Genomic DNA, 23,654 nt, shown 5'->3' on the forward strand with positions numbered 1-23,654 from the left:
CGTGGCCACGTTCCTCTACAAGCTAGGCCGGCTCGCCTTCCGGCGACGGCACTTCGTCGCCCTCATATGGGTCGCGCTGCTCACCCTCGCCGGGGTGGGCGCCGCCTCCGCGCCGACGCCCGGCAACACCTCCTTCTCCATCCCCGGCACGGAGGCGCAGAAAGCCTTCGACCTGCTGGAACAGCGCTTCCCCGGGATGAGCGCCGACGGCGCCACCGCCCGGGTCGTCTTCAAGGCCCCGAGCGGCGAGAAGATGACGGACGCCGGCAACGAGGCGACCGTCCGCAAGACCGTGAAGGAGCTGGCCGGCGGCTCCGAGGTCGTCTCCGTCGCCGACCCCTACACCGGGCACACCGTCAGCGCGAACGGCACCATCGCCTACGCCTCGGTGAAGTACGAGGTCTCCGGCATGGAGCTCCAGGACTCCACCCGGGACGCCTTGGAGGACGCCGCGCAGAAGGCGCGGGACGCCGGACTGACCGTCGAGGTCGGCGGTGACGCGCTGAGCGCGACGCCCGAGACCGGCTCCAGCGAGGTCATCGGCATCGCGATCGCCGCCGTCGTCCTCGTCATCACCTTCGGCTCCCTGCTCGCCGCCGGGCTGCCGCTGCTGACCGCGATCATCGGCGTCGGCATCGGCGTCGCCTCGATCACCGCGCTCGCCTCCGCCCTGGACCTGGGCTCCACCACCTCCACCCTGGCGACGATGATCGGCCTCGCCGTCGGCATCGACTACGCCCTGTTCATCGTCTCCCGCTACCGCGCCGAACTCGCCGAGGGCCGCGAGCGCGAGGAGGCCGCCGGCCGCGCCGTCGGCACCGCGGGCTCCGCGGTGGTCTTCGCCGGTCTGACCGTCGTCATCGCCCTGGTCGGCCTGTCCGTCGTCAACATCCCGATGCTGACGAAGATGGGCGTCGCCGCAGCGGGCACGGTCGCCATCGCCGTCCTCATCGCCCTGACGATGATCCCGGCGCTGCTCGGTTACGCCGGCCGCAAGGTCAAGCCGGCCGGCGAGAAGAGCAAGCTGCTCGGCGGCGGCCGGACGCCCCGGCAGCCAGGCCGCCCGAACATGGGCACCCGCTGGGCCAGCTTCGTCGTCCGCCGCCCGGTCGCCGTCCTGCTGCTCGGCGTGCTCGGCCTCGGCGCGGCGGCGCTCCCGGCCTCCTCCCTGGAACTGGGCCTGCCCGACGACGGCTCCCAGCCCACCTCCACCACCCAGCGCCGCGCCTACGACCTCCTCTCCGAGGGCTTCGGCCCCGGCTTCAACGGCCCGCTGATGGTCGTCGTCGACGCCCGGGGCAGCGACGACCCGAAGGCCGCGTTCACCGAGGTCGGCGACGAGATCAAGGGCCTGAAGGACATCGTCACGGTCACCCCGGCCGCGCCCAACAAGGCCGGTGACACGGCGACGATCACCGTGGTGCCCGACTCCAAGCCGTCCTCGGCCAGCACCGAGGACCTGGTCCACGCCATCCGCGACAAGGGCGCGGACATCGCCGCGAAGACCGGCTCCACGCTGCTGGTCACCGGCTCCACCGCGATGAACATCGACGTCTCGCAGAAGCTGAACGACGCCCTGCTGCCGTACCTGGCGCTGGTGGTCGGCCTGGCCTTCCTGCTGCTGATCGTGGTCTTCCGGTCGGTCCTGGTCCCGCTGAAGGCGGCCCTCGGCTTCCTGCTGTCGGTGCTCGCCGCGCTCGGCGCCGTCGTCGCGGTCTTCCAGTGGGGCTGGCTGTCCGATCTGATGAACGTCGAGGAGACCGGCCCCGTCATGTCGATGATGCCGATCTTCATGGTGGGCGTCGTCTTCGGCCTCGCGATGGACTACGAGGTGTTCCTCGTGACCCGGATGCGGGAGGCGTACGTCCACGGCGAGAAGCCCGGCCAGGCGGTGGTGACCGGCTTCCGGCACGGTGCACGGGTCGTGACCGCCGCCGCCGTCATCATGATCGCCGTCTTCTCCGGCTTCATCGGCTCCAGCGAGTCGATGATCAAGATGATCGGCTTCGGTCTCGCGATCGCCGTCTTCTTCGACGCCTTCGTCGTCCGCATGGCGATCGTCCCGGCGGTGCTCGCGCTGCTCGGCAAGCGGGCCTGGTGGTTGCCGAAGTGGCTGGACCGCGCGCTGCCCAACGTGGACGTCGAGGGCGAGGGCCTGCGCGCCCACGCCGACCTCGACGAGGAGAAGGAGCTGGTACGCGCCTGACGTACCGCGCCTGACACAGAGCGGCCGGTGAGGGTGCCCGTGGGGACGGGGCTGCACCCTCACCGGCTTTCCCCTGTTCGTCACGACGTGCGCCCCGCCCGACCGGGCGTGGGCACGGGTACGGGCTGCGTCGACATGACGGGCCCGGAGCCGTGGCGCACCCTGGAAGCAGCGAATCTCGGAGGTGGTCGTGATGACGATGCACACCGCTGTCGGCTGGCACGTCGAGCTGGAGTTCAAGGAGGAGGACGACCAGCACACCCGCGCGGCGGCCCTGGTGCGGCTGCCGGACGGTACGGAGGTACGGGCGCACGGCCGGGCCAGCAGGCACCAGGTCGACGCCAACCAGCCGCGGGTCGGCGAGGAGATCGCCGGTGCCCGTGCCCTCAACGAACTGGCGATGCGACTGCTGACCAAGGCCCACGAGGAGATCGACGCGGAGTCCGGGCGGACCTCGCACCCGATCCACGTGTGACAGCCGCCGGCCCGCGCGCGCCCTCGGCTCAGGCGAGCGCCGCGCGGACGGCCCGCACCAGCGCCTGCGCCCTCGGGTCGGCGGTCACGCTCTGCCGGAAGCCGTTGGTGACGTAGCCGAAGGCGACGCCGGTCTCCGGGTCGGCGAAGGCCAGGGGGCCGCCGCGGCCGGGGTGGCCGAAGGAGCCGGGGGACAGCAGCGGGGCCGCGGCGCCGTGCAGCATGTGGCCGAGCCCGAAGCGGGTGTTCACCACCAGCACCCGGTCGGGTCCGGCGGACTGCTCGGTGCGGGCCAGTTCCATGGTCCGCGGGGTGAACAGGCGGGTGCCGCCGTCCACCTCGCCGATCAGCGACGCGTAGAAGCGGGCCAGTCCGTCGGCCGTGGCGATGCCGTTGGAGGCGGGCAGGGCGGCGGCCCGGTAACCGGGGTCGTTCTCGTCGGGCAGCGGGGTGATCGCGGCGAACGCGCGCCGGGTCAGCGAGTCCGGATCGGCGTAGGCCTCGGCGACCGCGCGCTTGGGGCGCGTCCGCAGGCCGCCGCCCGCCGCCTCGGGCGTGTCCGCCGGACCGACGCGGCCCACGCGCCCCTGCTCCGCCTCCGGCAGGCCGAGCCACAGGTCCGCGCCGACGGGACCGGCGATCTCGTCCGCCAGCCAGGCGCCGACCGGGCGGCCGGTGACCCGGCGGAGCAGTTCGCCGGTGAGCCAGCTGTAGGTCTGGGCGTGGTAGCCGTGATCCGTGCCCGGCTCCCACACCGGCGCCTGGGCGGCGACGGCCGCGGCGCCGAGGTCGGGGTCGGCGGCCTCGGCGGGGGTCAGCGGGCGGTCCAGCACGGGCACGCCCGCGCGGTGCGCGAGCAGGTGCCGTACGAGGGTCCGGTCCTTGCCGGCCGCCTTGAACTCGGGCCAGTACTCGCCGACCGGGGCGTCCAGGTCCAGTGCGCCGCGCTGGTGCAGGAGCAGCAGCGCGGCGGCGACGACGCCCTTGGTGGCGGAGCGTACGACCTGCGCGGTCCCCGGCTCCCAGGGGGCGCCGCCGTCGTCGCCGTCGATGTCCCGGGTGCCGGCCCACAGGTCCACGACCCGGTGCCCGTCGCGGTAGACGGCGACCGCCGCGCCGCGCTCGCCGAGCAGCGCGAAGTTCGCGGCGAACGCCTCCCTGACCGGCTCGAAGCCCTCGGCCACAGTGCCGTTCACGTCCACGTCCGCCGTCCCTTCCCCTTGCCTGTCCTATCGCCTGCGACAGTGGGTGCAACGGGGGGCGAGTACCTCTGATTCCTCGGTGGAACCGGCCGGATGGAATCGTTACGCCGACGTTGTCGTCGACCGGACGGACTTCGGGTCGAAGCCGAACGGCAGCTCCAGCCGGTGGGCCCGCATCAGTTCCTCGTCGGAGAGCAGCTCGCCGGTCGGGCCGTCCGCCGCGATCACGCCGTCGCTGAGGATCAGCGAGCGCGGGCACAGCTCCAGCGCGTACGGCAGGTCGTGCGTGACCATGAGGACCGTGACGTCCAGGGAGCGCAGGATGTCGGCCAGCTCCCGGCGGGAGGCGGGGTCGAGGTTGGACGAGGGCTCGTCCAGGACCAGGATCTCCGGCTCCATGGCGAGCACGGTGGCCACCGCGACCCGGCGGCGCTGGCCGAAGGACAGGTGGTGCGGCGGCCGGTCGGCGAAGTCCCGCATCCCGACCCGCTCCAGCGCGGTGTGCACCCGCTCCTCCAGCGCGGCCCCCCTGAGCCCGGCGGCGGCCGGCCCGAACGCCACGTCCTCCCGCACGGTCGGCATGAACAGCTGGTCGTCCGGGTCCTGGAAGACGATGCCGACCTTCTGCCGGATCGCGGCCATGTGCTCCTTGCCGACCGGCAGCCCGGCCACGGTCACCGTGCCGGTGCCGCCGCTCAGGATGCCGTTGAGGTGCAGCACCAGGGTCGTCTTGCCCGCGCCGTTGGGGCCGAGGAGGGCGACCCGTTCGCCGCGCGCGAGGGAGAAGTCCACGCCGAACAGGGCCTGGTGCCCGTCCGGGTAGGCGAAGGCGAGGCCGGAGACCTCCAGAGAAGCAGTCACAGGAACCATCCCAGCAGACAGACGACGAGGGCGGCACAGGGGAGGGCCAGGGCGAGCCGCCACTGGGCCGTGGACGCGGTCACCTCGTCGATGACCGGCATCGAGCCGGCGTAGCCGCGGCTCACCATGGCCAGGTGCACGCGCTCCCCGCGCTCGTAGGAGCGGATGAACAGCGCGCCGGCGGACTTGGCGAGCACACCCCAGTGCCGTACGCCCCTGGCCTCGAAGCCGCGCGACTCCCGGGCGATCCGCATCCGGCGCATCTCGTCGGTGATGACGTCGCCGTAGCGGATCATGAAGGACGCGATCTGCACGAGCAGCGGCGGCAGTTTCAGCCGCTGGAGGCCGAGCAGCAGTTCGCGCAGCTCGGTGGTGGAGGCCAGCAGCACCGAGGAGGCGACGCCGAGGGTGCCCTTGGCGAGCACGTTCCAGGCGCCCCACAGCCCGTTCACGCTCAGCGAGAGCCCCAGCACGTGCACCCGCTCGCCCTCCGCCACGAACGGCATGAGCACCGCGAACGCGACGAAGGGCACCTCGATCAGCAGCCGCCGGAGCAGGAAGCCGGCGGGCACGCGCGCGTGGCGGGCGACGGCCGCGAGCAGCACGGCGTACAGCGCGAACGCCCACATCGCCTCCCGCGGGGTCGACACCACGACCACCACGAACAGGAACGCGGCGGCGAGCTTGGTGTGCGGCGGCAGCCCGTGCACGGGCGAGTGCCCGTGCCGGTAGAGCCGGTGCGTGTGTCCCGCCCCCACCTCAGACGCCGGTGTTCACGGGAGAGACGTCGTCGTGGCGCCGCCTGCGCAGGGCCCAGAACACCGCGCTGCCCGCGACGACCGTGACGCCGACCCCGATCACACCGGCGAGGCCGCCGGACAGCCGGGCGTCGGAGATGTCCTTGACGCCGTAGTCGGCGAGCGGCGAGTCCGCCGAGGCGTGCTTCTCCGCCTTCGCGTCGATCCCCTTGTCGTGCGCGACCTTCTCCAGGCCGTCGGGGTTCGCGGAGGCGTAGAAGCTGACGAAGCCGGCGAGGACGAGGGAGGTGACGAGACCGGTCACCCACAGCGTGCGCCGCGAGGTGCGCACCGCCACGGGCGCCGCGGCGGCCGGGGCGGCCGGGGCGTCGACGAGGGCGCCGTTCACCCGCAGCCGGAGCCGCTGGCGCAGGCCGCGCGCGCCGTACACCAGGTCCGGGCGGACGGCGACGACGGCACCGACCGTCAGCGCGGTGATGACGGCCTCGCCGATGCCGATCAGCACGTGGACGCCGATCATCGCGGTGGCGACCTTGCCGATGGAGACGTCGGTGGTGCCGCCGATCGCGTAGATCAGGGTGAAGGCGACGGCGGCGGCGGGCACCGAGACCAGCGCGGCGACGAAGGAGGCCACGGTCACCGAGCGCCGCTTGCGGGGCAGCACGGCGAGCAGGCCGCGGAAGACGGCGTACGACACGACGGTGGTGACGATCGCCATGTCGGTGATGTTCACGCCGAGCGCGGTCAGCCCGCCGTCGGCGAACAGCACGCCCTGCATGAGCAGCACCACCGACACGCACAGCACCGCCGTGTACGGGCCGACGAGGATCGCGGCGAGCGCCCCGCCCAGCAGGTGCCCGCTGGTGCCGGCGGCGACCGGGAAGTTCAGCATCTGCACGGCGAAGATGAACGCCGCGACCAGGCCGGCCAAGGGCGCGGTGCGCTCGTCCAGCTCGCGGCGGGCACCGCGCAGGCTCACCGCGAGGGCGCCGGCGGCGACCACTCCGGTGACCGCGGAGGTCGGGGCGTCTATGAATCCGTCAGGTACATGCACCCGACGATTTTAGGGCCTTGTTGCGAAGCATGTGCAAGAGAGACGGAGTCTCGGCTCTCACCGGGCGCCCGCCGGGAAATGTGCGAGCCTTGAGGGAAAGCGGATGCACGGCTTTCGCATAGGTCACGGTGCGTGAGAGGGCGGTCCGATGTCTGTGGTCGAACAGTACGCGCGCGCTCATATCGTCACGGACGAGGAGGACCCGGGGGCGGTACCCGTCGTGCTGCGGTACGACCCCGACAACGATCCCCGCTCGGTCCGGGTCGGGCTGCCCGGACCGCACGAGTGGACCTTCTCCCGCGCGCTGCTGGAGCGCGGACTGCGGACGCCGGCCGCGAGCGGTGACGTCCGGGTGTGGCCCTGCGGGCGGGTCCAGGCCGTCGTCGAGTTCCACAGCGACCACGGGGTCGAAGTGGTGCAGTTCGAGTCGAAGACCCTGCTCGGATTCCTGCGGCGGACCTACGTCGTGGAGCCGGTGCGGGGCTGACCGGCTCCGGTCGGTTCCGGGTCGGCTCTTCGTCGGTACCCGCCGGCTTGCGTCAGCTCCCGAGCTTCAGCAGCTTCGCCACGATGGGCCCGGCCGTGTCGCCGCCGTGCCCGCCCGCCTGGACGACGCCCGCCGCGGCCAGGTCGCCCTTGTAGGCGGTGAACCAGCCGTTCGGCTTCTTCTGGCCGTCGACCTCGGCCGAGCCGGTCTTCGCGCCGTAGTCGGGACCGAGCCCCGCCATGGCCTCCGCCGCGGTGCCGGACGCGGCCGTGTACCGCATCAGCTCGCGCAGCTGGGACAGCGTCTTCGCCGACAGGGTGCGGGAGGCCGTGGCCAGCGTGCGGTGGTCCACCGACGGCGCCACCAGGTACGGCTGGCGGAAGGTGCCCGACTCGACGGTCGCCGCGACCGAGGCCATGTTCAGCGGGTTCATGCGCACCCCGCCCTGCCCGATCAGCGAGGCCGCCATCTGCGCCGCCGACTGCACCGGCACCGAGCCGTCGAAGGTCGGCACGCCGATCGCCCAGTTGTTCATCGACAGCCCGAAGACCTGCTGGGCCTGCTTGGTGAGGTCGTCGTTCTTCAGCTTCTTCGCCTGGCTGATGAACGCGGTGTTGCAGGAGCGGGCGAAGCTCGCCCGGAACGTGCCGCCCTTGATCTCGAAGTCGTCGTCGTTGTGGAACTTCCAGCCGCCGAAGGTGAACGTCTTCGGGCAGGGGTGCCGCTTGTCCACCGACGCCAGACCCTTGTCGATCAGCAGCGACGAGGTGATGACCTTCATCGTGGAGCCGGGCGCGAGGGAGCCCTGGAAGGCGGTGTTGAAGCCGTGCCCGTTGTTGGCGACCGCCAGGATCTCACCGGTGGAGGGCCGCAGCACGACCACCGAGGCCCGGGCGCGCTTGTCCACCTGCTCCTCGGCCGCCTTCTGGAGGGCGGGGCTGAGCGTCGTCCGCACCGTGCCCGGCGTGCCCTCGCTCAGCTCGGCCAGCGTCTTGTCGGACAGCTTGGCGGCCTTCGACGCCTTGCCGCGCACCACGCGCAGCTCGACGCCCGCCTTGCCGCCCGCCGTCTTGCCGTACTTCTCCCGCAGCCCGTCCAGCACCGTGCCCAGCGACGGGTACCTGGCGGTCGTGATCTCGCCGCCCTCGCGGTCCAGCGCCTTGACCGGCGGGGTGCCGGACTCGCCGGTCACCAGCCTGTCGCCGTCCTTCAGCTCGGGGTGGACCACGGCCGGGTGCCAGTCCACCAGCGGCGCGCCGTCGCTCGTCCGGCGCACGACGGTGAGCGAACTGCCGTAGGCCAGCGGCTTGGCGAGGCCCCGGTAGGCCAGGGTCGCCTTCACGTCGAACGGCACCACGGCGCCCTTCGCCGCCTTGGGGGCGAGGGTGACGTTCGTCAGGTGGGCGTCCTTGGCGAGGCCGGTGAGCAGGCTGCCCGCGGCGGACGGGTCGTCGGTGGCGGCCGCCGCCTCGGCGACCTTGCCGTGCTGCCAGGCGGTGAGGAAGCGGGTGGAGGCCGTGCGGACCTCGGCCGCGCTGAGCGGGCCGGTCTTCACGGTCCGGTGGGCCGCGGTGGTCCGCTCGTCGGCGGAGGCCCCGCCGTCGTACAGCGCGTAGACGCCGGCCCCGGCGCCGCCGACCACCACGGCGATCATCCCGCCGAGTACGGCCGGCCGGGTCTTGCGCCGTTCGGCGGCGTGCCTTCTCTTGCCCACGGTTTCAGTTCCTCCGCGCCTTTCCCAGGGTCTCCGCAGCCCTCACACTCCCCCAACGACGGCACTCACCCTAAGGTCCCCGCCTCCGCGGGTGATCACAACCGTGATCTCAGCCCGCGTTCCGTAGCACGCTTGCGACAATCGGACCGGCCGCGTCGATGCCGTGCCCGCCCTCCTGGACCATCGCCGCCGCGGCCACGTCACCCCGGTACCCGGCGAACCAGCTGTCCGACCCGGCCTCGCCGTCGACCTCGGCCGAACCGGTCTTCGCGCCGATGTCCCCGCCCAGCCCGGCCATCACGCCGGCCGCGGTGCCGCTGCGCGCGGTGCGGTTCATCATCGCGCGCAACTGCCCCGTCGTGCCCGGCGAGAGCCCGCGCGCGCGGGCCGGTTCGCGGCCGTCCAGCTTCAGCGGCACGATCACCGGCTGGCGGAAGGCGCCGGTCGCCGCGGTCGCCGTCACCGACGCCATGTTCAGCGGGCTCATCTGGACCTGGCCCTGGCCGATCAGGTTGGCCGCGGTGTCCGGGCCGCCGGAGGCGGGCACCCGGCCGTCGAAGGAGGTCACGCCGACCTGCCAGTTGTTCCGGCCGAGCCCGAACCGGTCCTCGGCCTCCCGGGTGAGGGAGTCGACCTTCACCTCGTCCGCGTACTTCACGAACGCCGTGTTGCAGGAGCGGGCGAAGCTGTCGGCGAGGGTGGCGTGCTCGTCCGGCCGGAGGCCCTTGAGGTTGTGGAAGGTCTGGCTCTGCCAGACGGCCGACGGCGGGCAGGGCGCCGGGCCGTTCGCGGTGGTCTTGCCGATGTCGATGAGGGTCGCCGCGCTGATGATCTTCATCGTGGAGCCGGGGGCGCGTTCGCCGAGCAGCGCCGCGTCGAAGCCGTCCCGGCGGTTGTTGGCGATGGCGAGGATCTCGCCGGTGCTCGGTTCGACGGCCGCGACGGAGGACTCGGGGTACTTCATGACGGCCGTCTCGGCCGCCGCCTGGGCGCTCGCGCTGAGCGTCGTCGGGAGTCTGCCCGGCTTGCCCTTGACGAGGGTGAGCAGCGTGGTGTCCGCGACCTCGCTGCCGTCGGCCGCCGCCTGGTGCCGGATCACCAGGTCCACCCCGGGCCGGCCGCCGGTCCGGTCGCCGTACCGCCGGCGCAGTTCGTCCAGGACCGGGCCGAGCGAGGGGTACTTCTGCCGGGTCAGCACCTTCCCGTCCCGGTCCACCGGCTCGATCTCCGGAGCGGCCGACTCGCCGGTGAGCAGCGTGTCCCCCTTGCGCAGGTCCGGGTGGACGACGGAGGGCCGCCAGTCGACCAGCGGCCGGTACGAGGTCTCGCCGCGTACGACGGTCAGCGCGCTGTGGTAGGACAGCGGGTGGGAGCCGCCGTCGTACGACACCGTCGCCCGCACCGTGAACGGCACGGTGTCGCCGGTCGCCGCACCGGGCGTGATCCGCATCCGGCCGATGTGCGCGTCCTCGCCGTAGGCCGTCAGCAACTCCTCGGCGGCCTGCGGGAAGTTGGTGTACGACGCCGCGGTCGCCGCGTCCCCCCTCGCCCAGGCGGCGAAGAAGGCCCGGGTCGTCTCCCGCACCTCGGAACCGCTGGGCGGCCCCGTCTCCACGGGTGCCGCCGAGCCCGCCGTGCCGTCGTCACCGTTCAGCGCGGACGCGAGGTTGTAGACCCCGTAACCGGCCCCGCCCAGCAGCGTGACGCACACACCGCCGATGACGACGGCCTTGATCCCGGTGCGCATGGCCCGGATCCCCTCCCGTTCAACCGTTGAACACGTTCAAAACAGGTGCCGGGGAGCACTGTAGGCGGTCGCGGGGTCACCGGGAGGACAGTTTTCGAAAACGTGATCAGGCCCGGAACGCCGCACCCGGTCAGCGCGTCGCGCGGCCGACCGGGGGCGGGGCGGACCGGGCGCCCGCTCACGTCCGTGAGCCGGGGCTAGCTGTGGCACATGCCGTGGGCCATCTGCATGTGCTGGTTGACCATCTGCGTGTGCTGGGCGACCACCGGGCGGGCGCTCTTGGCCAGGGACTTCACGAGCGGGTTCGTGCCCGTGGCGATCTCCTTGTCGATGAGCGCGAGGGTCTGTGTGTGCGCCGGGTACTGCGCCTTGAGCCAGGCGGTGTCGTACGCGGGTGTCCCGGCGAGGGTATTGAGGGCGGCGGTCTGCCTCAGCTGCGCGTTCGTCTGCCCGGCCGGCAGGGTCACGCCGAGCTGGGCCGCGGTCTTCACGACACCGGCGTCGAGGGTCTTGTGGTCGCGGACGAAGTCGGCGCCGATCCGCTTCACGCAGGCGGTGGTCGCGGCGGTCTCGGCCTGCCGGCCGGTCGTGATCTCCCACTGGTTCCCCTGGTGGGCCGCGGCCAGGAACTGCCGGTCCAGCGCGGAGGTCGTCGACGGCGTGGGCGACGACGCCGCGAGGGCCGGGAGCGACACGGCTCCCGTGACGCACAGGGCGGTGGCGCAGACGGTGGCGAAACGGGCGCGGGATCGAGTCGTGTACATGTGTCCTCCACAGGTCGCACGTGCAAGCCTCGGTGAAACCCCCATCCACGGTGCTCGAAGGGTGAGAAGCGGCCATGCCATGGTTCATCCGGACGGACTCCCCGGCAAACCGAGGACGTCCGGACCTCCCCTGACCTGGCCGGTTCAGACCCAGGTGTCCAGCCACATCCGCGCCCGCCACGAGTCGATCGGGATCGCCGTGCCGGTGTACAGGGGCCAGAAGTAGATGAAGTTCCAGGCGATCAGCAGGACCAGGACGCCCGCCGCCGTGGCGCCGATCACCCGGCGGGTGTCGGAGGAACCCGGCGGGCCGACGATCGCGCCGATCATCATCGCCACCGCCAGGCACAGGAACGGCAGGAAGACGACCGCGTAGAAGAGGAAGATCGTCCGCTCCTGGTACAGGAACCACGGCAGGTAGCCGGCCGCGATCCCGCACGCGATGGCACCGGCCCGCCAGTCGCGGCGGAACGCCCAGCGCCACAGCACGTAGCCGATCGCGAAGCAGGCCGCCCACCACAGCAGCGGCGTGCCGAGCGCCAGCACCTCCCGGGCGCACTTCTGCCCCGCGTCCGCCGGACAGCCGTCGACGCCGGGGGAGGGCGACTCGTAGAAGTACGACACCGGACGGCCCAGCACGATCCAGCTCCACGGGTTGGACTGGTACGTGTGCGGCTGGTCGAGGTGGACGTGGAACTTGTACACCTCGTGCTCGTAGTGCCACAGGCTGCGCAGCCAGTCCGGCAGGAACGACCAGGTGTCGCCCTTGCCGTCGGTCGCCGCCCAGTTGCGGTAATAGCCGCCGTTGCCGTCGGCCGGGGAGAGGATCCAGCCGGTCCAGGAGGCCACGTACACCACCAGCGCCACCGGAACCGTCGCCACGAAGGCGATGCCGGTGTCGTACTTGAGGGCCGCGACGTAGGGCTGGCGGGCGCCCGCCACCTTGCGGGTGCCGACGTCCCACAGGACCGTCAGCACGCAGAACGCCGCCAGCACGTACAGGCCGTTCCACTTGGTGCCGGCGGCCAGGCCCAGCATCACCCCGGCCCCCCAGCGCCACGGCCGCCAGCCGAAGCGGAAGGTGTCCGCGACGGACGCGTCCGGCCGTACCCGGCCGTCCGCCCCCACGGGCAGCGCGGCTGCCAGCCGCTCCCGCGCCCGGTCCCGGTCGACCACCAGAGCGCCGAACGCGGCCACCACGAAGAACATCAGCACGCCGTCGAGCAGCGACGTCCGGCTCATCACGAAGTGCAGCCCGTCCACCGCCATCAGCGCGCCCGCCAGGCAGCCCAGGAACGTGGAGCGGAACATCCGGCGCCCGATCCGGCACAGCAGCAGCACGCTCAGCGTGCCGAGCAGCGCCGTCATGAACCGCCAGCCGAACGGGTCGAACCCGAACATCAGCTCGCCCAGCCCGATCACGAACTTGCCGACCGGCGGGTGCACCACGTACGCCGGGTCCGTCGGGACCGCCAGCCGCCCGTGGTGCTGGAGCACCAGGTCGTTGGCGTTCTTGCCGTACTGGTCCCAGCTGACCTCGAAACCGCGGTGGACCAGCGCCCAGGCGTCCTTCGCGTAGTACGTCTCGTCGAATATCACCGCGCGCGGGCTGCCCAGGTTCCAGAACCGCATCAGGCCCGCCATCAGCGTGACGAGCAGCGGGCCGCCCCAGCCCGACCAGCGCGTGATCCGCTCGGCGAGGACCGGCGGCACGCCGAGCGCCCGCCACAGCCGCGGGCCGGGCTGCGCGTACGGCGGCACCAGCCGGTCGCGCACGTCGCCCGAGGGCGCGTCCGCGGCCGGTACGTACCCGAATCGCCGCAGCCGCTGCCGCCACGACGGCCGCCCCTCGTGCGGTGCCTGGCCCTGCCGGAGGTCCATGGAGGACGCGGTACTGGTCACCGCGCCATCGTAGGGAACCGCGCTGTGCGAGTCCCGCGCATGCGGGGTACCGGTCGGGACACGGTCGGATTCGCTCCGCCACGGGTGCCCGGAGGCGGGTCCGCGGCTCCTGGGAGGATGGAGGGGTGACTGGAACCCTTGTCCTGGCAGGTACCCCCATCGGCGAGATCGCGGACGCGCCGCCCCGGCTGGCCGAGGAGCTGGCCGGCGCCGACGTGATCGCCGCCGAGGACACCCGGCGGCTGCGCCGGCTGACCCAGGCCCTCGGCGTCACGCCCAAGGGCCGCGTGGTGTCGTACTTCGAGGGCAACGAGTCCGCCCGCACCCCCGAGCTGGTCGCGGAGCTGGCCGGCGGCGCGCGCGTGCTGCTGGTGACCGACGCGGGCATGCCGTCCGTCTCCGACCCCGGCTACCGGCTGGTCGCCGCCGCCGTGGAGCAGGACATCCGGGTCACCGCCGTCCCCGGCCCGTCCGCCGTGCTCACCGCGCTCGCCCTGTCCGGGCTGCCCGTCGACCGGTTCTGCTTCGAGGGCTTCCTGCCGCGCAAGGCCGGCGAGCGGCTGTCCCGGCTGCGCGAGGTCGCGGACGAGCGGCGCACCCTCGTCTACTTCGAGGCACCGCACCGGCTCGACGACACCCTCGCCGCCATGACCGAGGTCTTCGGCGCGGAGCGGCGGGCCGCCGTCTGCCGCGAGCTGACCAAGACCTACGAGGAGGTGCGGCGCGGTCCGCTGGCGGAGCTGGCGCGGTGGGCCGAAGAGGGCGTGCGCGGCGAGATCACCGTGGTGGTCGAGGGCGCGCCCGAGGCCGGACCCGAGGAGCTGGACGACGCCGAGCTGGTCCGCCGGGTCCGGGTCCGGGAGGAGGCCGGCGAGCGCCGCAAGGAGGCCATCGCGGCGGTGGCGGTGGAGGCCGGACTGCCCAAGCGGGTCGTCTTCGACGCCGTGGTGGCGGCCAAGCGCGCCGACGGGTGACGGGGCCCGCCCGGGTGTGCCGTGACAGCGGGCGGACGGTGGCTCCGGGCGGGCGGTGGCTCCGGGTCGGCGGTGGCTCCGGGCGGGCCGGGCGCCCTCCGCTTCCCATGGGAGGGCAAAGCGTCGGCGCCGATGGCAAAGCCCAGACGCCCCACGCGCGACCTTCGGGCAAGCGCTGACCAAATCGGCTCCAACACTCGACAGACCTGATGCATTCAGGCCAGGGGAGGCGTCCACTGGTCGAAGGGACGCACCCGCCCAACGGGGATGCACCCCGCCCAACAGGGACGCACCTGTCCAACAGGGAGCTGGCATGAGTGACATAGCAGGGCAGACCGGCCTCCGCGGCACCGCCACAGCCGTCGTTCACGAGTCGTATTCGTTCGCCTGCATGCGCTGCGGGCACGGCTGGGAACAGTCGTACGAGATAGAGCACCACACGGACGCCGAGGGGGAGGAGTTCGTGCTCTACGTGGCCGACGGCCGGGTCGTGCCGTCGCCGCTGAGCCGGCCGAACTGCCAGAACTGCGAGGGTCACGTCCTGCGGATCATGCGCGCGGGCCAGGTCTCCTCGGCGCGCGGACCGGCCGACGGCTCGCACCACCCGGTGCCGCAGGCGGGACCGGTCGAGGTGCCCCGGGTGCCCGTGTCCGCCGACCGGCCGCGGCCGTCCCTGCCGGACCGCGAGCCGCACCACTGGCACCTGTCCGACCTCCTGCACGCGTTCCAGCGCAAGGCCGGCTGACCCGCTCGCCGGTCCGCGACGGCGTGCCCCTTCCGTAGGATCGGGGCATGCCTTCGAACGCCGGCCAGAGCTCCAAGGGCGACGACAAGAACGCGGCACCGCCGCTCCCGGCACCCCTGCGGGTGCCCGTCGCCGACTCCCACACCCACCTCGACATGCAGTCGGGCACGGTCGAGGAGGGCCTGGCGAAGGCGGCCTCGGTGGGCGTCACGACCGTCGTCCAGGTCGGCTGCGACGTCAAGGGCTCGCAGTGGGCCGCCGAGACCGCCGCCGCCCACGAACACGTCCACGCCGCCGTCGCCCTCCACCCCAACGAGGCCCCGCGCATCGTCCACGGCGACCCCGACGGATGGTCCCGGCAGGGCGCCCGGGTGCCCGGCGGGGACGCCGCCCTGGACGAGGCCCTCGCCGAGATCGACCGGCTCGCCGCCCTGCCGCACGTCAAGGGCGTCGGCGAGACCGGCCTCGACCACTTCCGCACCGGTCCCGAGGGCAAGGACGCCCAGGAGCGGTCCTTCCGGGCCCACATAGAGATCGCCAAGCGGCACGGCAAGGCGCTGGTCATCCACGACCGCGACGCCCACGCCGACGTGCTGCGCATCTTGAAGGAGGAAGGTGCCCCCGAGCGCACCGTCTTCCACTGCTACTCCGGCGACGCCGAGATGGCCGAGGTCTGCGCGCGCGAGGGCTACTTCATGTCCTTCGCCGGCAACGTCACCTTCAAGAACGCCCAGCACCTGCGCGACGCCCTCGCCGTCGCCCCGCTGGAACTGGTCCTGGTGGAGACCGACGCGCCGTTCCTGACCCCGGCGCCGTACCGCGGACGGCCGAACGCCCCGTATCTCGTTCCGGTCACGGTCCGCGCGATGGCCGCCGTGCGCGGCATCGACGAGGACGCGCTGGCGACGGCCCTGGGCGCGAACACCGCCCGCGCCTTCGACTACTGAGAGTCGCGACCCGGCCCGGCTGAATCACCCCCGCCGGGTCTTCCGCGCACCCCATTAGGCACTCAGCGTAGTCGCGCCGCTTTGGAGAGTTTCCATCGCTCCGCTAGGTTCTGGGGCCCGAACCGGACCCCTCTGGCCCCCTGGAGCGTGTCGGCGTGAGCGACTGGCAGTACAAGACGTACGAGGCGTACGGCCCCTACGCCGCGCCGTCCGGCACACCCGGCGGCGCCTGGCCCGGTCCGCACGACGCGGAGACGGTGGCGTACGGAGTGACGGCGTACCCGACGGTGACACCCGTGGCGGCGCCCGCGACGACACGCGGGACGGCACCCGCGACGACGGCGCCCGCGACGACGGCGCCCGCGACGACGGCGCCCGGGACGGCGCCCGTGGTGGCGCGGGGCCCGGCGCCCACGCTGGTCGACCAGGCGGTGCCGCCGCGCCGGCACGGGGACGTGCCCGGCGCGACGAGCGGACGGCCCCCGCGCCGGCACGGGACGCGGAACACCGGGCGCCCCGACTCCGCCATGCGCCGTCTGCTGCCCCAGGCGCTCGTCGTGGCCTTCCTGGCCGGCGGCACCACCGCCTTCGTCGCCGAGGACAAGGCGGTCGAGCTGAACGTCGACGGCCGGCAGCGCACCCTGCACACCTTCGCCGACGACGTGCGCGAACTGCTCGCCGAGGAGGGCGTACGGGTGGGGGCGCACGACAGGGTCGCGCCCGCCACCGGCGCGGCCCTCACCAGCGGCGACGCGATCTCCGTGCGCTACGGGCGGCCCGTCCGGCTCACCCTGGACGGCCGACGGCACCAGGTGTGGACGACGGCCCGCACGGTGGAGGGCGCCCTGGACGAGATGGGCGTGCGCGCCGAGGGCGCCCACCTCTCCGCCGCGCGCTCCCAGTCCATCGGACGCGCCGGGCTCACGCTCGACGTGCGCACCGAACGCGCCGTCACGGTGCTGGCGGACGGCCGGACCCGCACCGTCCGCACCAACGCGGCCACCGTCCGCGAGGCGGTCGAGCAGGCCGGGATCGCCCTGCACGGCCAGGACTCCCTCTCCGTCGCGCCGGACAGCTTCCCGCGCGACGGGCAGACGGTGACCGTGCTGCGGGTGAGCGGCAGGCACGAGGTCCGCGAGGAACCGATCCCGTTCCGGGTCGAGCGGGCCGTGGACCCCTCGCTCTTCAAGGGCACCGAGGTCGTCAGCCGGCCCGGCCGGACCGGACTGCTGCGCACCACCTACTACCTGCGCACCGTCAACGGGGTCGGACAGAAGCCGCGCCCGGAGCGGGCCGAGGTGGTGCGCGAGCCGCGCACCCAGGTGGTGAAGGTGGGCGCCAAGCCGCTGCCCCCCTCCGTGCACGGCGCCGACCACCTGGACTGGCAGGCCCTCGCGGCCTGCGAGTCCGGCGGCCGGGCCGACGCGGTCGACGCCTCCGGGACGTACGGCGGGCTGTACCAGTTCGACGCCCGCACCTGGCACAGCCTCGGCGGCAAGGGGCGCCCCGAGGACGCGCCGGCGGCGGAGCAGACGTACCGCGCGAAGAAGCTGTACATCCGCCGGGGCACCAGCCCCTGGCCGCACTGCGGGGCGCGGCTGCGGGGGTGAGCGAGCGGGTCCGGGCCCGCGGCGGCGCGGCGGGACACCCCGTCCGGCCTCCGCCCGGCCATCGCCCGGCCCCCGCGCCGGGCACCTGGCAACCCGGGCACCCACACCCCCGTACCCTTGTCCCGTGAGCAGCCCCACCCCCGACGCCCTCCTCGGCCCCGCCGACATCCGCGAGCTGGCGGCAGCGCTCGGTGTCCGTCCGACCAAGCAGCGCGGCCAGAACTTCGTGATCGACGCCAACACGGTCCGCCGGATCGTGCGCACCGCCGACGTGCGCCCCGACGACGTGGTCGTCGAGGTCGGACCGGGCCTCGGCTCGCTCACCCTCGCGCTGCTGGAGGCGGCCGACCGGGTCACCGCCGTGGAGATCGACGACGTCCTGGCCGGCGCGCTGCCCGCGACGGTCGCCGCGCGCATGCCGGAGCGGGCCGACCGGTTCGCACTGGTCCACTCCGACGCGATGCACGTCGGGGAACTGCCCGGCCCCGCGCCGACCGCCCTGGTGGCGAACCTGCCGTACAACGTCGCCGTCCCCGTGCTGCTGCACATGCTCGACACGTTCCCGAGCATCGAGCGGACGCTGGTGATGGTGCAGGCGGAGGTCGCCGACCGGCTCGCCGCCGGGCCCGGCAACAAGGTGTACGGCGTGCCCTCCGTGAAGGCCAACTGGTACGCCGAGGTGAAGCGGGCCGGCGCCATCGGCCGCAATGTCTTCTGGCCCGCGCCGAACGTCGACAGCGGGCTCGTCTCGCTCGTCCGGCGGGCCGAGCCGATCAAGACGACGGCCTCCAAGAGGGAGGTCTTCGCGGTGGTCGACGCGGCCTTCGCGCAGCGCCGCAAGACCCTGCGGGCCGCCCTCGCCGGCTGGGCCGGGTCCGCGGCGGCGGCCGAGGCGGCCCTGGTCGCGGCCGGGGTCTCGCCGCGGGCGCGCGGGGAGTCGCTGACGGTCGAGGAGTTCGCGCGGATCGCCGAGCACAAGGGCGCGGTCGCCGGGCACGAGGGCGCGGGGCACGAGGAGAGCGGCGAGTGAGCGTCACGGTACGGGTTCCGGCCAAGGTCAACGTCCAGCTCGCGGTCGGCGCCGCCCGCCCCGACGGGTTCCACGACCTCGCCAACGTCTTCCTCGCCGTCGGCCTGTACGACGAGGTGACGGTGACCCCCGCCGACGGGCTCCGGATCACCTGCGAGGGCCCCGACGCCGACCAGGTCCCCCTGGACCGCACCAACCTCGCCGCGCGCGCGGCGATCGCGCTCGCCGGACGCCGGGGCATCGAGCCGGACGTCCACGTCCACATCGCCAAGGACATCCCGGTCGCCGGCGGCATGGCGGGCGGCAGCGCGGACGGCGCGGGCGCGCTGCTCGCGTGCGACGCGCTGTGGGGCACCGGCGCCTCGCGGGCCGAGCTGCTCGAGATCTGCGCCGAGCTGGGCAGTGACGTGCCGTTCAGCCTGGTGGGCGGGGCCGCGCTGGGCGTGGGGCGCGGTGAGCGGCTGACCGCCCTGGAGACCGGCGGCACCTTCCACTGGGTCTTCGCGATGGCCGGGCGGGGGCTGTCCACACCGGCGGTCTTCCGCGAGTTCGACCGGCTCGCGCGGGGCCGGGACATCCCGGAGCCGGTGGCCTCGGCGGAACTGCTGGAGGCGCTGGCGAAGGGGGACGCGGAGGCGCTGGCCCGAGCCGTCTCCAACGACCTCCAGCCCGCGGCGCTGTCCCTCTTCCCGGAGCTGGCGCGGACGCTGGAGGCGGGACGCGCGGCGGGTGCGCTCGCCACGCTGGTCTCCGGCTCCGGACCCACGACGGCGTTCCTCACCCGCGACGCCGAGTCGGCCCGGAAGGTGGCGGCGGCGCTGCGGACGTCGGGAACGTGCCGGACGGTGCGGACCGCGGCGGGACCCGTGCCGGGCGCGACGGTGCTCCGCGGGGACCGGCCCTCCGGAGGGTGACCACCCCCTCGCGCCCCGCCGGGCACTCCCGAGGCCCTACGCTAGAAGGCTGACCCATGCGGCGGAGCCGCACGCCGACTCAGCCCCGCGCACAGGAGTGAAATGGCCGTCAACCTGGTCAATGTCGAGAACGTCAGCAAGGTGTACGGCACCCGTGCCCTGCTGGACGGCGTCTCGCTCGGTGTGTCGGAAGGGGACCGGATCGGGGTCGTCGGACGCAACGGCGACGGCAAGACCACCCTCATCCGGATGCTCGCCAAGCTGGAGGAGGCCGACACCGGGCGCGTCACGCACTCCGGCGGACTCCGGATCGGCGTGCTCACCCAGCACGACTCCCTCGACCCCGCCGCCACCGTCCGGCACGAGGTGATCGGCGACATGGCCGACCACGAGTGGGCCGGCAATGCCAAGGTCCGTGACGTGCTGACCGGGCTGTTCGGCGGGCTGGACCTGCCGGGCTTCCCGAAGGGGCTCGACACCGTGATCGGCCCGCTCTCCGGCGGCGAGCGGCGCCGCATCGCGCTCGCCAAGCTGCTCATCGAGGAGCAGGACCTGCTCGTCCTCGACGAGCCCACCAACCACCTCGACGTCGAGGGCATCGCCTGGCTCGCCGCCCACCTGCGCGACCGGCGTTCGGCGCTGGTGTGCGTGACGCACGACCGCTGGTTCCTGGACCAGGTCTGCACCCGCATGTGGGACGTGCAGCGCGGTGACGTGTACGAGTACGAGGGCGGCTACTCGGACTACGTCTTCGCGCGCGCGGAGCGCGAGCGGATCGCCGCCACGGAGGAGGCCAAGCGGCAGAACCTGATCCGCAAGGAGCTGGCCTGGCTGCGGCGCGGCGCGCCCGCGCGCACGTCCAAGCCGCGCTTCCGGGTCGAGGCCGCCAACGAGCTGATCGCGGACGTGCCGCCGCCCCGGGACAGCAGCGAGCTGATGAAGTTCGCCTCCTCGCGGCTCGGCAGGACGGTCTTCGACCTGGAGGACGTCACCGTGCAGGCCGGACCCAAGGTGCTGCTCAAGCACGTCACCTGGCAGCTCGGACCCGGTGACCGGATCGGCCTCGTGGGCGTCAACGGCGCCGGCAAGACATCCCTGCTGCGCGCCATGGCGGCGGCGGCCCGCACCCAGGGCGAGGAGCAGCCGGCCGGCGGCCGGATCGCCGTCGGACGGACCGTCAAGCTGGCCTACCTCTCCCAGGAGGTCGCCGAACTCGACCCCACCTGGCGGGTGCTGGAGGCCGTGCAGCGGGTCCGCGAGCGCGTCGACCTCGGCAAGGGGCGCGAGATGACGGCCGGGCAGCTGTGCGAGACGTTCGGCTTCGGCAAGGAGAAGCAGTGGACGCCGGTCGGCGACCTCTCCGGCGGCGAGCGGCGCCGGCTCCAGTTGCTGCGGCTCCTCATGGACGAGCCCAACGTCCTCTTCCTGGACGAGCCCACCAACGACCTCGACATCGAGACCCTGACCCAGCTGGAGGACGTGCTCGACGGCTGGCCCGGCTCGATGATCGTCATCTCCCACGACCGGTTCTTCGTGGAGCGGACGACGGACCGGGTGTTCGCCCTCCTCGGCGACGGCGCCCTGCGCATGCTGCCGCGCGGGATCGACGAGTACCTGGAGCGGCGCCGGCGCATGGAGGAGGCGGTCGCGGCACAGACCGCCGCCGCGGCACCCAAGCCGGCCACGGTGGAGAAGAGCGCCGCCGACCAGCGCGCCGCGAAGAAGGAACTCCAGAAGATCGAGCGCCAGTTGGACAAGATCTCCGAGAAGGAGTCCAGGCTGCACGCGCAGATCGCCGACAACGCCACCGACTTCGCGAAGGTGGCCGAACTGGACGCCGCGTTGCGCGATCTCGCCGGGGAGCGCGAGGAACTGGAGCTGCGCTGGCTGGAGCTGGCGGAGGACGCGTAGTCCGGCGTGACGGGCTGAACGGGCTGAACGGGCTGAACGGGCTGAACGGGCTGAACGGGCGGACCGGACGGGCCGGATGGGCCAGTCGGACCGACGGACCGACGGACGGCCGGGCCGGACGGAACAGACGGACGGCCGGGCCAGACGGAACGGGCGCGGCGGGCGCGGACGGTGTGATCCGGCCGCGCCCGCCGCGGTCGCGCGCGCCCCGTGAAGGGGGCGTGAAGGCGCGTAACAGGGGCATCACGGGCCGGTTCTCCCTTGGGAACAGCGGTGGACACGAGCCCCTGGGCTGTCGGTGCCGGGTGATAGAAAGAGCCGTCCGAGAACTGTCTGAGATACGACCTCGGCTCCGTGACGAGCCTCAGGGCGTGGCTAAAAATCAGTGAACGAGGGGGAAGAGCGCTGATGACCCAGCCGCCCGACCAGCCGCCGCACGGCGGGTTCGGACCACCGCAGGACCAGCCGCCGGGCCCCGGCGCCCCGCCCGCGCAGGGCGGTTTCGGCGCCCCGCAGGCGCCCGGTGCCCAGGGTGGTTTCGGCGCCCCGCAGGCGCCTCCCGGCCAGGGCGGTTTCGGCGCGCCCCAGCCGCCCGCGGCACCCCCGCACCAGCCGGGTTACGGCCAGCCCCAGCCGGGTTACGGCCACCCGCAGCAGCCCGGCCCCTACGGCGGTACCCCGGGCCCCTACGGCTATCCGCAACCCCCGCAGCAGCCGGGCCCGTACGGCGCCCCGCAGCCGGGCTACGGCCACCCGCAGCAGCAGCCGTACCCGGGCCCGCCCGGTTCCGCGCCCGGCGGACCGGGCTCCCGGAAGAAGACGGCGCTGATCGTCGGGGCCTCGGTGGCCGCGCTGGTCGTCATCGGCGGCACGGTGCTCGCGCTCACCGGCGGCGACGACGAGGGCGGCGGCGGCACGAAGAAGCCCGTCGCCCAGCGGAGCGACGCTCCCGGGCACTCCGCCACCGCCTCCCCGACGGCCGCCGGCGGCGCGGACCCGGACCACCTCAACGAGGGGCGCGGGCCCGGTGAGGCCAAGGTGCTCTGGTACGCGCCGGCCCCCGACGCGCCGGCGTCCGGCGCCGACGCGCCCGGTATGTGGATCACCGGTGACACGGTGGTCAAGGCGGCGTACAAGCAGGTCTTCGCCTTCGGCGCGGCGGACGGCGGCACGGCCTGGGGGCCGGTCACGCTCCCGCAGAAGATATGCGCGGTCACCCCCGCGAAGTCGGCCGACGACAAAATCGTCGTGGCGTACATGAGCGGCGGCAGCGACCGCGCCAAGTGCAACCGGCTCCAGCAGTTCGACCTGCGCACCGGCGAGAAGGGCTGGAGCGGCGAGGTCCCCGACGGCGGACTGTTCGACAGCGCGCTCACCATCGAGCTGACGGTGAGCGGCAAGACGCTGATGGTGGGCCGTTCCCAGTCGGGCACGGCGTACGACATCGACAGCGGCCGGAAGCTGTACGACAAGAAGCGGTACGGCCAGGCCTGCTTCCCGGCTGCCTACGCGGGCGGCACCGACCGGCTGGTCCAGGTGGCCTCCTGCGGCGTCGGCACCTCGGACGAGCACGAGGAGATCCAGATGCTCGACCCGGCCGGCGGCAAGGTGCGCTGGACCCAGCGGGTCAAGAAAGGCTGGGAGGTGAGCCGCGCCTACTCGGTCGACCCGCTCGTGGTCTACCTGACCAACCGGGACAAGAAGACGTGGAACATCTCCACCTTCACCGACAGCGGCAAGTTCCGCTCGGAGGTGAAGGTGGACGAGAAGTTCGCCCCCCGCTGCGGCTGGGCGGTCCTCGAGCGCGAACTCCAGGGCTGCCAGGGGGTCGCGGTCGACGCCGACACGCTCTACCTGCCCACCGACGCGACCGTCAGCGCCAACGAGGTCGTCGCGATCAGCCTGTCCGACGGCAAGGAGAAGTGGCGGGTCAAGTCCCCGGGCGACCGGCCGATGGCACCGGTGAAGGTCGAGGGCGGCAAGCTCATCGCCTATGTGCAGCCGTCGTACGACACGGGCGGTCAGGTGGTCTCGGTGCCGGTCGCCGGCTCCTCCCACCGGACGACCGGGCTGCTCCGCAACCCGCGGGGTGCCGCCGGTGTCGAGAACACCTTCTACGACGGTGTCGTCGACTTCACCGGCGGGCGGTTCTACATCTCCTCGGGCCGGCTGTCCGGCGACGACGACTCGAAGGAGAAGCTGATCATGGCCTTCGGCGACTGAGCCGGCGTACCGTCCCGCGGCCGTCCCGCCGCCCGCCCGTCCCCCGAGTCCCCTTCGCCGTAGTCTCCTTCGCCGTCCGGCCTTGACAGCGTCACCGAGGTACCCGTCGCCATGACCCAGCCGCCCCCGCC

General features: G+C 73.2%; 19 protein-coding genes. 11 read left to right on the top strand and 8 right to left on the bottom strand.

What is annotated here, in order from left to right; all coding sequences use genetic code 11:
• The first annotated feature begins 1 nt into the window (after position 1).
• Positions 2-2,206, top strand: a complete 2,205-nt coding sequence (locus tag IF37_RS0122185; RefSeq protein WP_030745187.1) for an MMPL family transporter — start codon at positions 2-4, stop codon at positions 2,204-2,206.
• Between the two features lie 193 nt (positions 2,207-2,399).
• Positions 2,400-2,681, top strand: coding sequence for a DUF1876 domain-containing protein (locus tag IF37_RS0122190; protein ID WP_030745189.1), 282 nt, complete (start codon positions 2,400-2,402; stop codon positions 2,679-2,681).
• A gap of 28 nt (positions 2,682-2,709) precedes the next feature.
• Here IF37_RS0122190 and IF37_RS0122195 read toward each other — a convergent pair whose 3' ends face one another.
• The 4 genes from IF37_RS0122195 to IF37_RS0122210 all read right to left on the bottom strand — a co-directional run bounded on the left by IF37_RS0122195 (position 2,710) and on the right by IF37_RS0122210 (position 6,555).
• Positions 2,710-3,882, bottom strand: a complete 1,173-nt coding sequence (locus IF37_RS0122195; RefSeq protein WP_030745191.1) for a serine hydrolase domain-containing protein — start codon at positions 3,880-3,882, stop codon at positions 2,710-2,712.
• Positions 3,883-3,984: 102 nt separating this feature from the next.
• Positions 3,985-4,752 (bottom strand): energy-coupling factor ABC transporter ATP-binding protein, encoded by a 768-nt coding sequence (locus IF37_RS0122200; RefSeq protein ID WP_030745193.1) that lies wholly within the window; start codon positions 4,750-4,752, stop codon positions 3,985-3,987.
• Entirely contained in the window at positions 4,740-5,501 is a 762-nt protein-coding gene (gene cbiQ / locus IF37_RS0122205; protein ID WP_030745195.1) for a cobalt ECF transporter T component CbiQ, read from the bottom strand. Before cbiQ ends, IF37_RS0122200 begins: the two co-directional genes overlap by 13 nt.
• Position 5,502: 1 nt before the next feature.
• Positions 5,503-6,555, bottom strand: coding sequence for an energy-coupling factor ABC transporter permease (locus tag IF37_RS0122210; protein WP_030745197.1), 1,053 nt, complete (start codon positions 6,553-6,555; stop codon positions 5,503-5,505).
• A 148-nt stretch (positions 6,556-6,703) separates the two neighbouring features.
• On the opposite strand from IF37_RS0122210, the gene IF37_RS0122215 reads away from it, so the two are divergent.
• Entirely contained in the window at positions 6,704-7,042 is a 339-nt protein-coding gene (locus IF37_RS0122215; RefSeq protein WP_030745199.1) for an SsgA family sporulation/cell division regulator, read from the top strand.
• Between the two features lie 52 nt (positions 7,043-7,094).
• Here the strand turns inward: IF37_RS0122215 and IF37_RS0122220 are convergent, their stop codons facing one another.
• From IF37_RS0122220 to IF37_RS0122235, 4 genes are all read right to left on the bottom strand, one after another.
• A complete protein-coding gene (locus IF37_RS0122220) occupies positions 7,095-8,756 on the bottom strand; it encodes a penicillin-binding transpeptidase domain-containing protein (RefSeq protein ID WP_030745201.1) in 1,662 nt (553 codons plus the stop codon).
• 109 nt (positions 8,757-8,865) lie between these two features.
• A complete protein-coding gene (locus IF37_RS0122225; RefSeq protein WP_030745203.1) occupies positions 8,866-10,503 on the bottom strand; it encodes a penicillin-binding transpeptidase domain-containing protein in 1,638 nt (545 codons plus the stop codon).
• Positions 10,504-10,700: 197 nt separating this feature from the next.
• Complete coding sequence (locus tag IF37_RS39595; RefSeq protein ID WP_052845300.1) at positions 10,701-11,267, bottom strand: DUF4142 domain-containing protein; 567 nt, start codon at positions 11,265-11,267, stop codon at positions 10,701-10,703.
• Between the two features lie 144 nt (positions 11,268-11,411).
• Positions 11,412-13,169 carry a dolichyl-phosphate-mannose--protein mannosyltransferase gene (locus IF37_RS0122235; protein ID WP_030745207.1) on the bottom strand — a complete coding sequence of 586 codons (1,758 nt, stop codon included), beginning with the start codon at positions 13,167-13,169 and terminating at the stop codon, positions 11,412-11,414.
• 125 nt (positions 13,170-13,294) lie between these two features.
• On the opposite strand from IF37_RS0122235, the gene rsmI reads away from it, so the two are divergent.
• From rsmI to IF37_RS0122275, 8 genes are all read left to right on the top strand, one after another.
• Positions 13,295-14,143, top strand: a complete 849-nt coding sequence (rsmI, locus tag IF37_RS0122240; protein ID WP_030745209.1) for a 16S rRNA (cytidine(1402)-2'-O)-methyltransferase — start codon at positions 13,295-13,297, stop codon at positions 14,141-14,143.
• A 313-nt stretch (positions 14,144-14,456) separates the two neighbouring features.
• On the top strand, positions 14,457-14,888 hold the full coding sequence (locus IF37_RS0122245; protein WP_030745211.1) for a hypothetical protein: 432 nt from the start codon (positions 14,457-14,459) through the stop codon (positions 14,886-14,888).
• A 47-nt stretch (positions 14,889-14,935) separates the two neighbouring features.
• Positions 14,936-15,835, top strand: coding sequence for a TatD family hydrolase (locus IF37_RS0122250; protein ID WP_030745213.1), 900 nt, complete (start codon positions 14,936-14,938; stop codon positions 15,833-15,835).
• A 155-nt stretch (positions 15,836-15,990) separates the two neighbouring features.
• A complete protein-coding gene (locus tag IF37_RS0122255) occupies positions 15,991-17,445 on the top strand; it encodes a resuscitation-promoting factor (protein ID WP_030745215.1) in 1,455 nt (484 codons plus the stop codon).
• Between the two features lie 124 nt (positions 17,446-17,569).
• Complete coding sequence (gene rsmA, locus IF37_RS0122260) at positions 17,570-18,475, top strand: 16S rRNA (adenine(1518)-N(6)/adenine(1519)-N(6))-dimethyltransferase RsmA (protein WP_030745217.1); 906 nt, start codon at positions 17,570-17,572, stop codon at positions 18,473-18,475.
• Positions 18,472-19,389 carry a 4-(cytidine 5'-diphospho)-2-C-methyl-D-erythritol kinase gene (locus tag IF37_RS0122265; protein WP_030745219.1) on the top strand — a complete coding sequence of 306 codons (918 nt, stop codon included), beginning with the start codon at positions 18,472-18,474 and terminating at the stop codon, positions 19,387-19,389. The genes rsmA and IF37_RS0122265 overlap by 4 nt, the downstream gene beginning before the upstream one ends.
• 102 nt (positions 19,390-19,491) lie before the next feature.
• Complete coding sequence (locus IF37_RS0122270) at positions 19,492-21,300, top strand: ABC-F family ATP-binding cassette domain-containing protein (RefSeq protein WP_030745221.1); 1,809 nt, start codon at positions 19,492-19,494, stop codon at positions 21,298-21,300.
• A gap of 408 nt (positions 21,301-21,708) precedes the next feature.
• Positions 21,709-23,523: a PQQ-binding-like beta-propeller repeat protein gene (locus tag IF37_RS0122275; RefSeq protein WP_030745223.1), complete on the top strand. Its 1,815-nt coding sequence runs from the start codon at positions 21,709-21,711 to the stop codon at positions 23,521-23,523.
• Positions 23,524-23,654 lie beyond the last annotated feature (131 nt).

Origin of the sequence: Streptomyces sp. NRRL S-31, from assembly GCF_000718775.1 — a bacterium.
Lineage (GTDB): Bacteria > Actinomycetota > Actinomycetes > Streptomycetales > Streptomycetaceae > Streptomyces.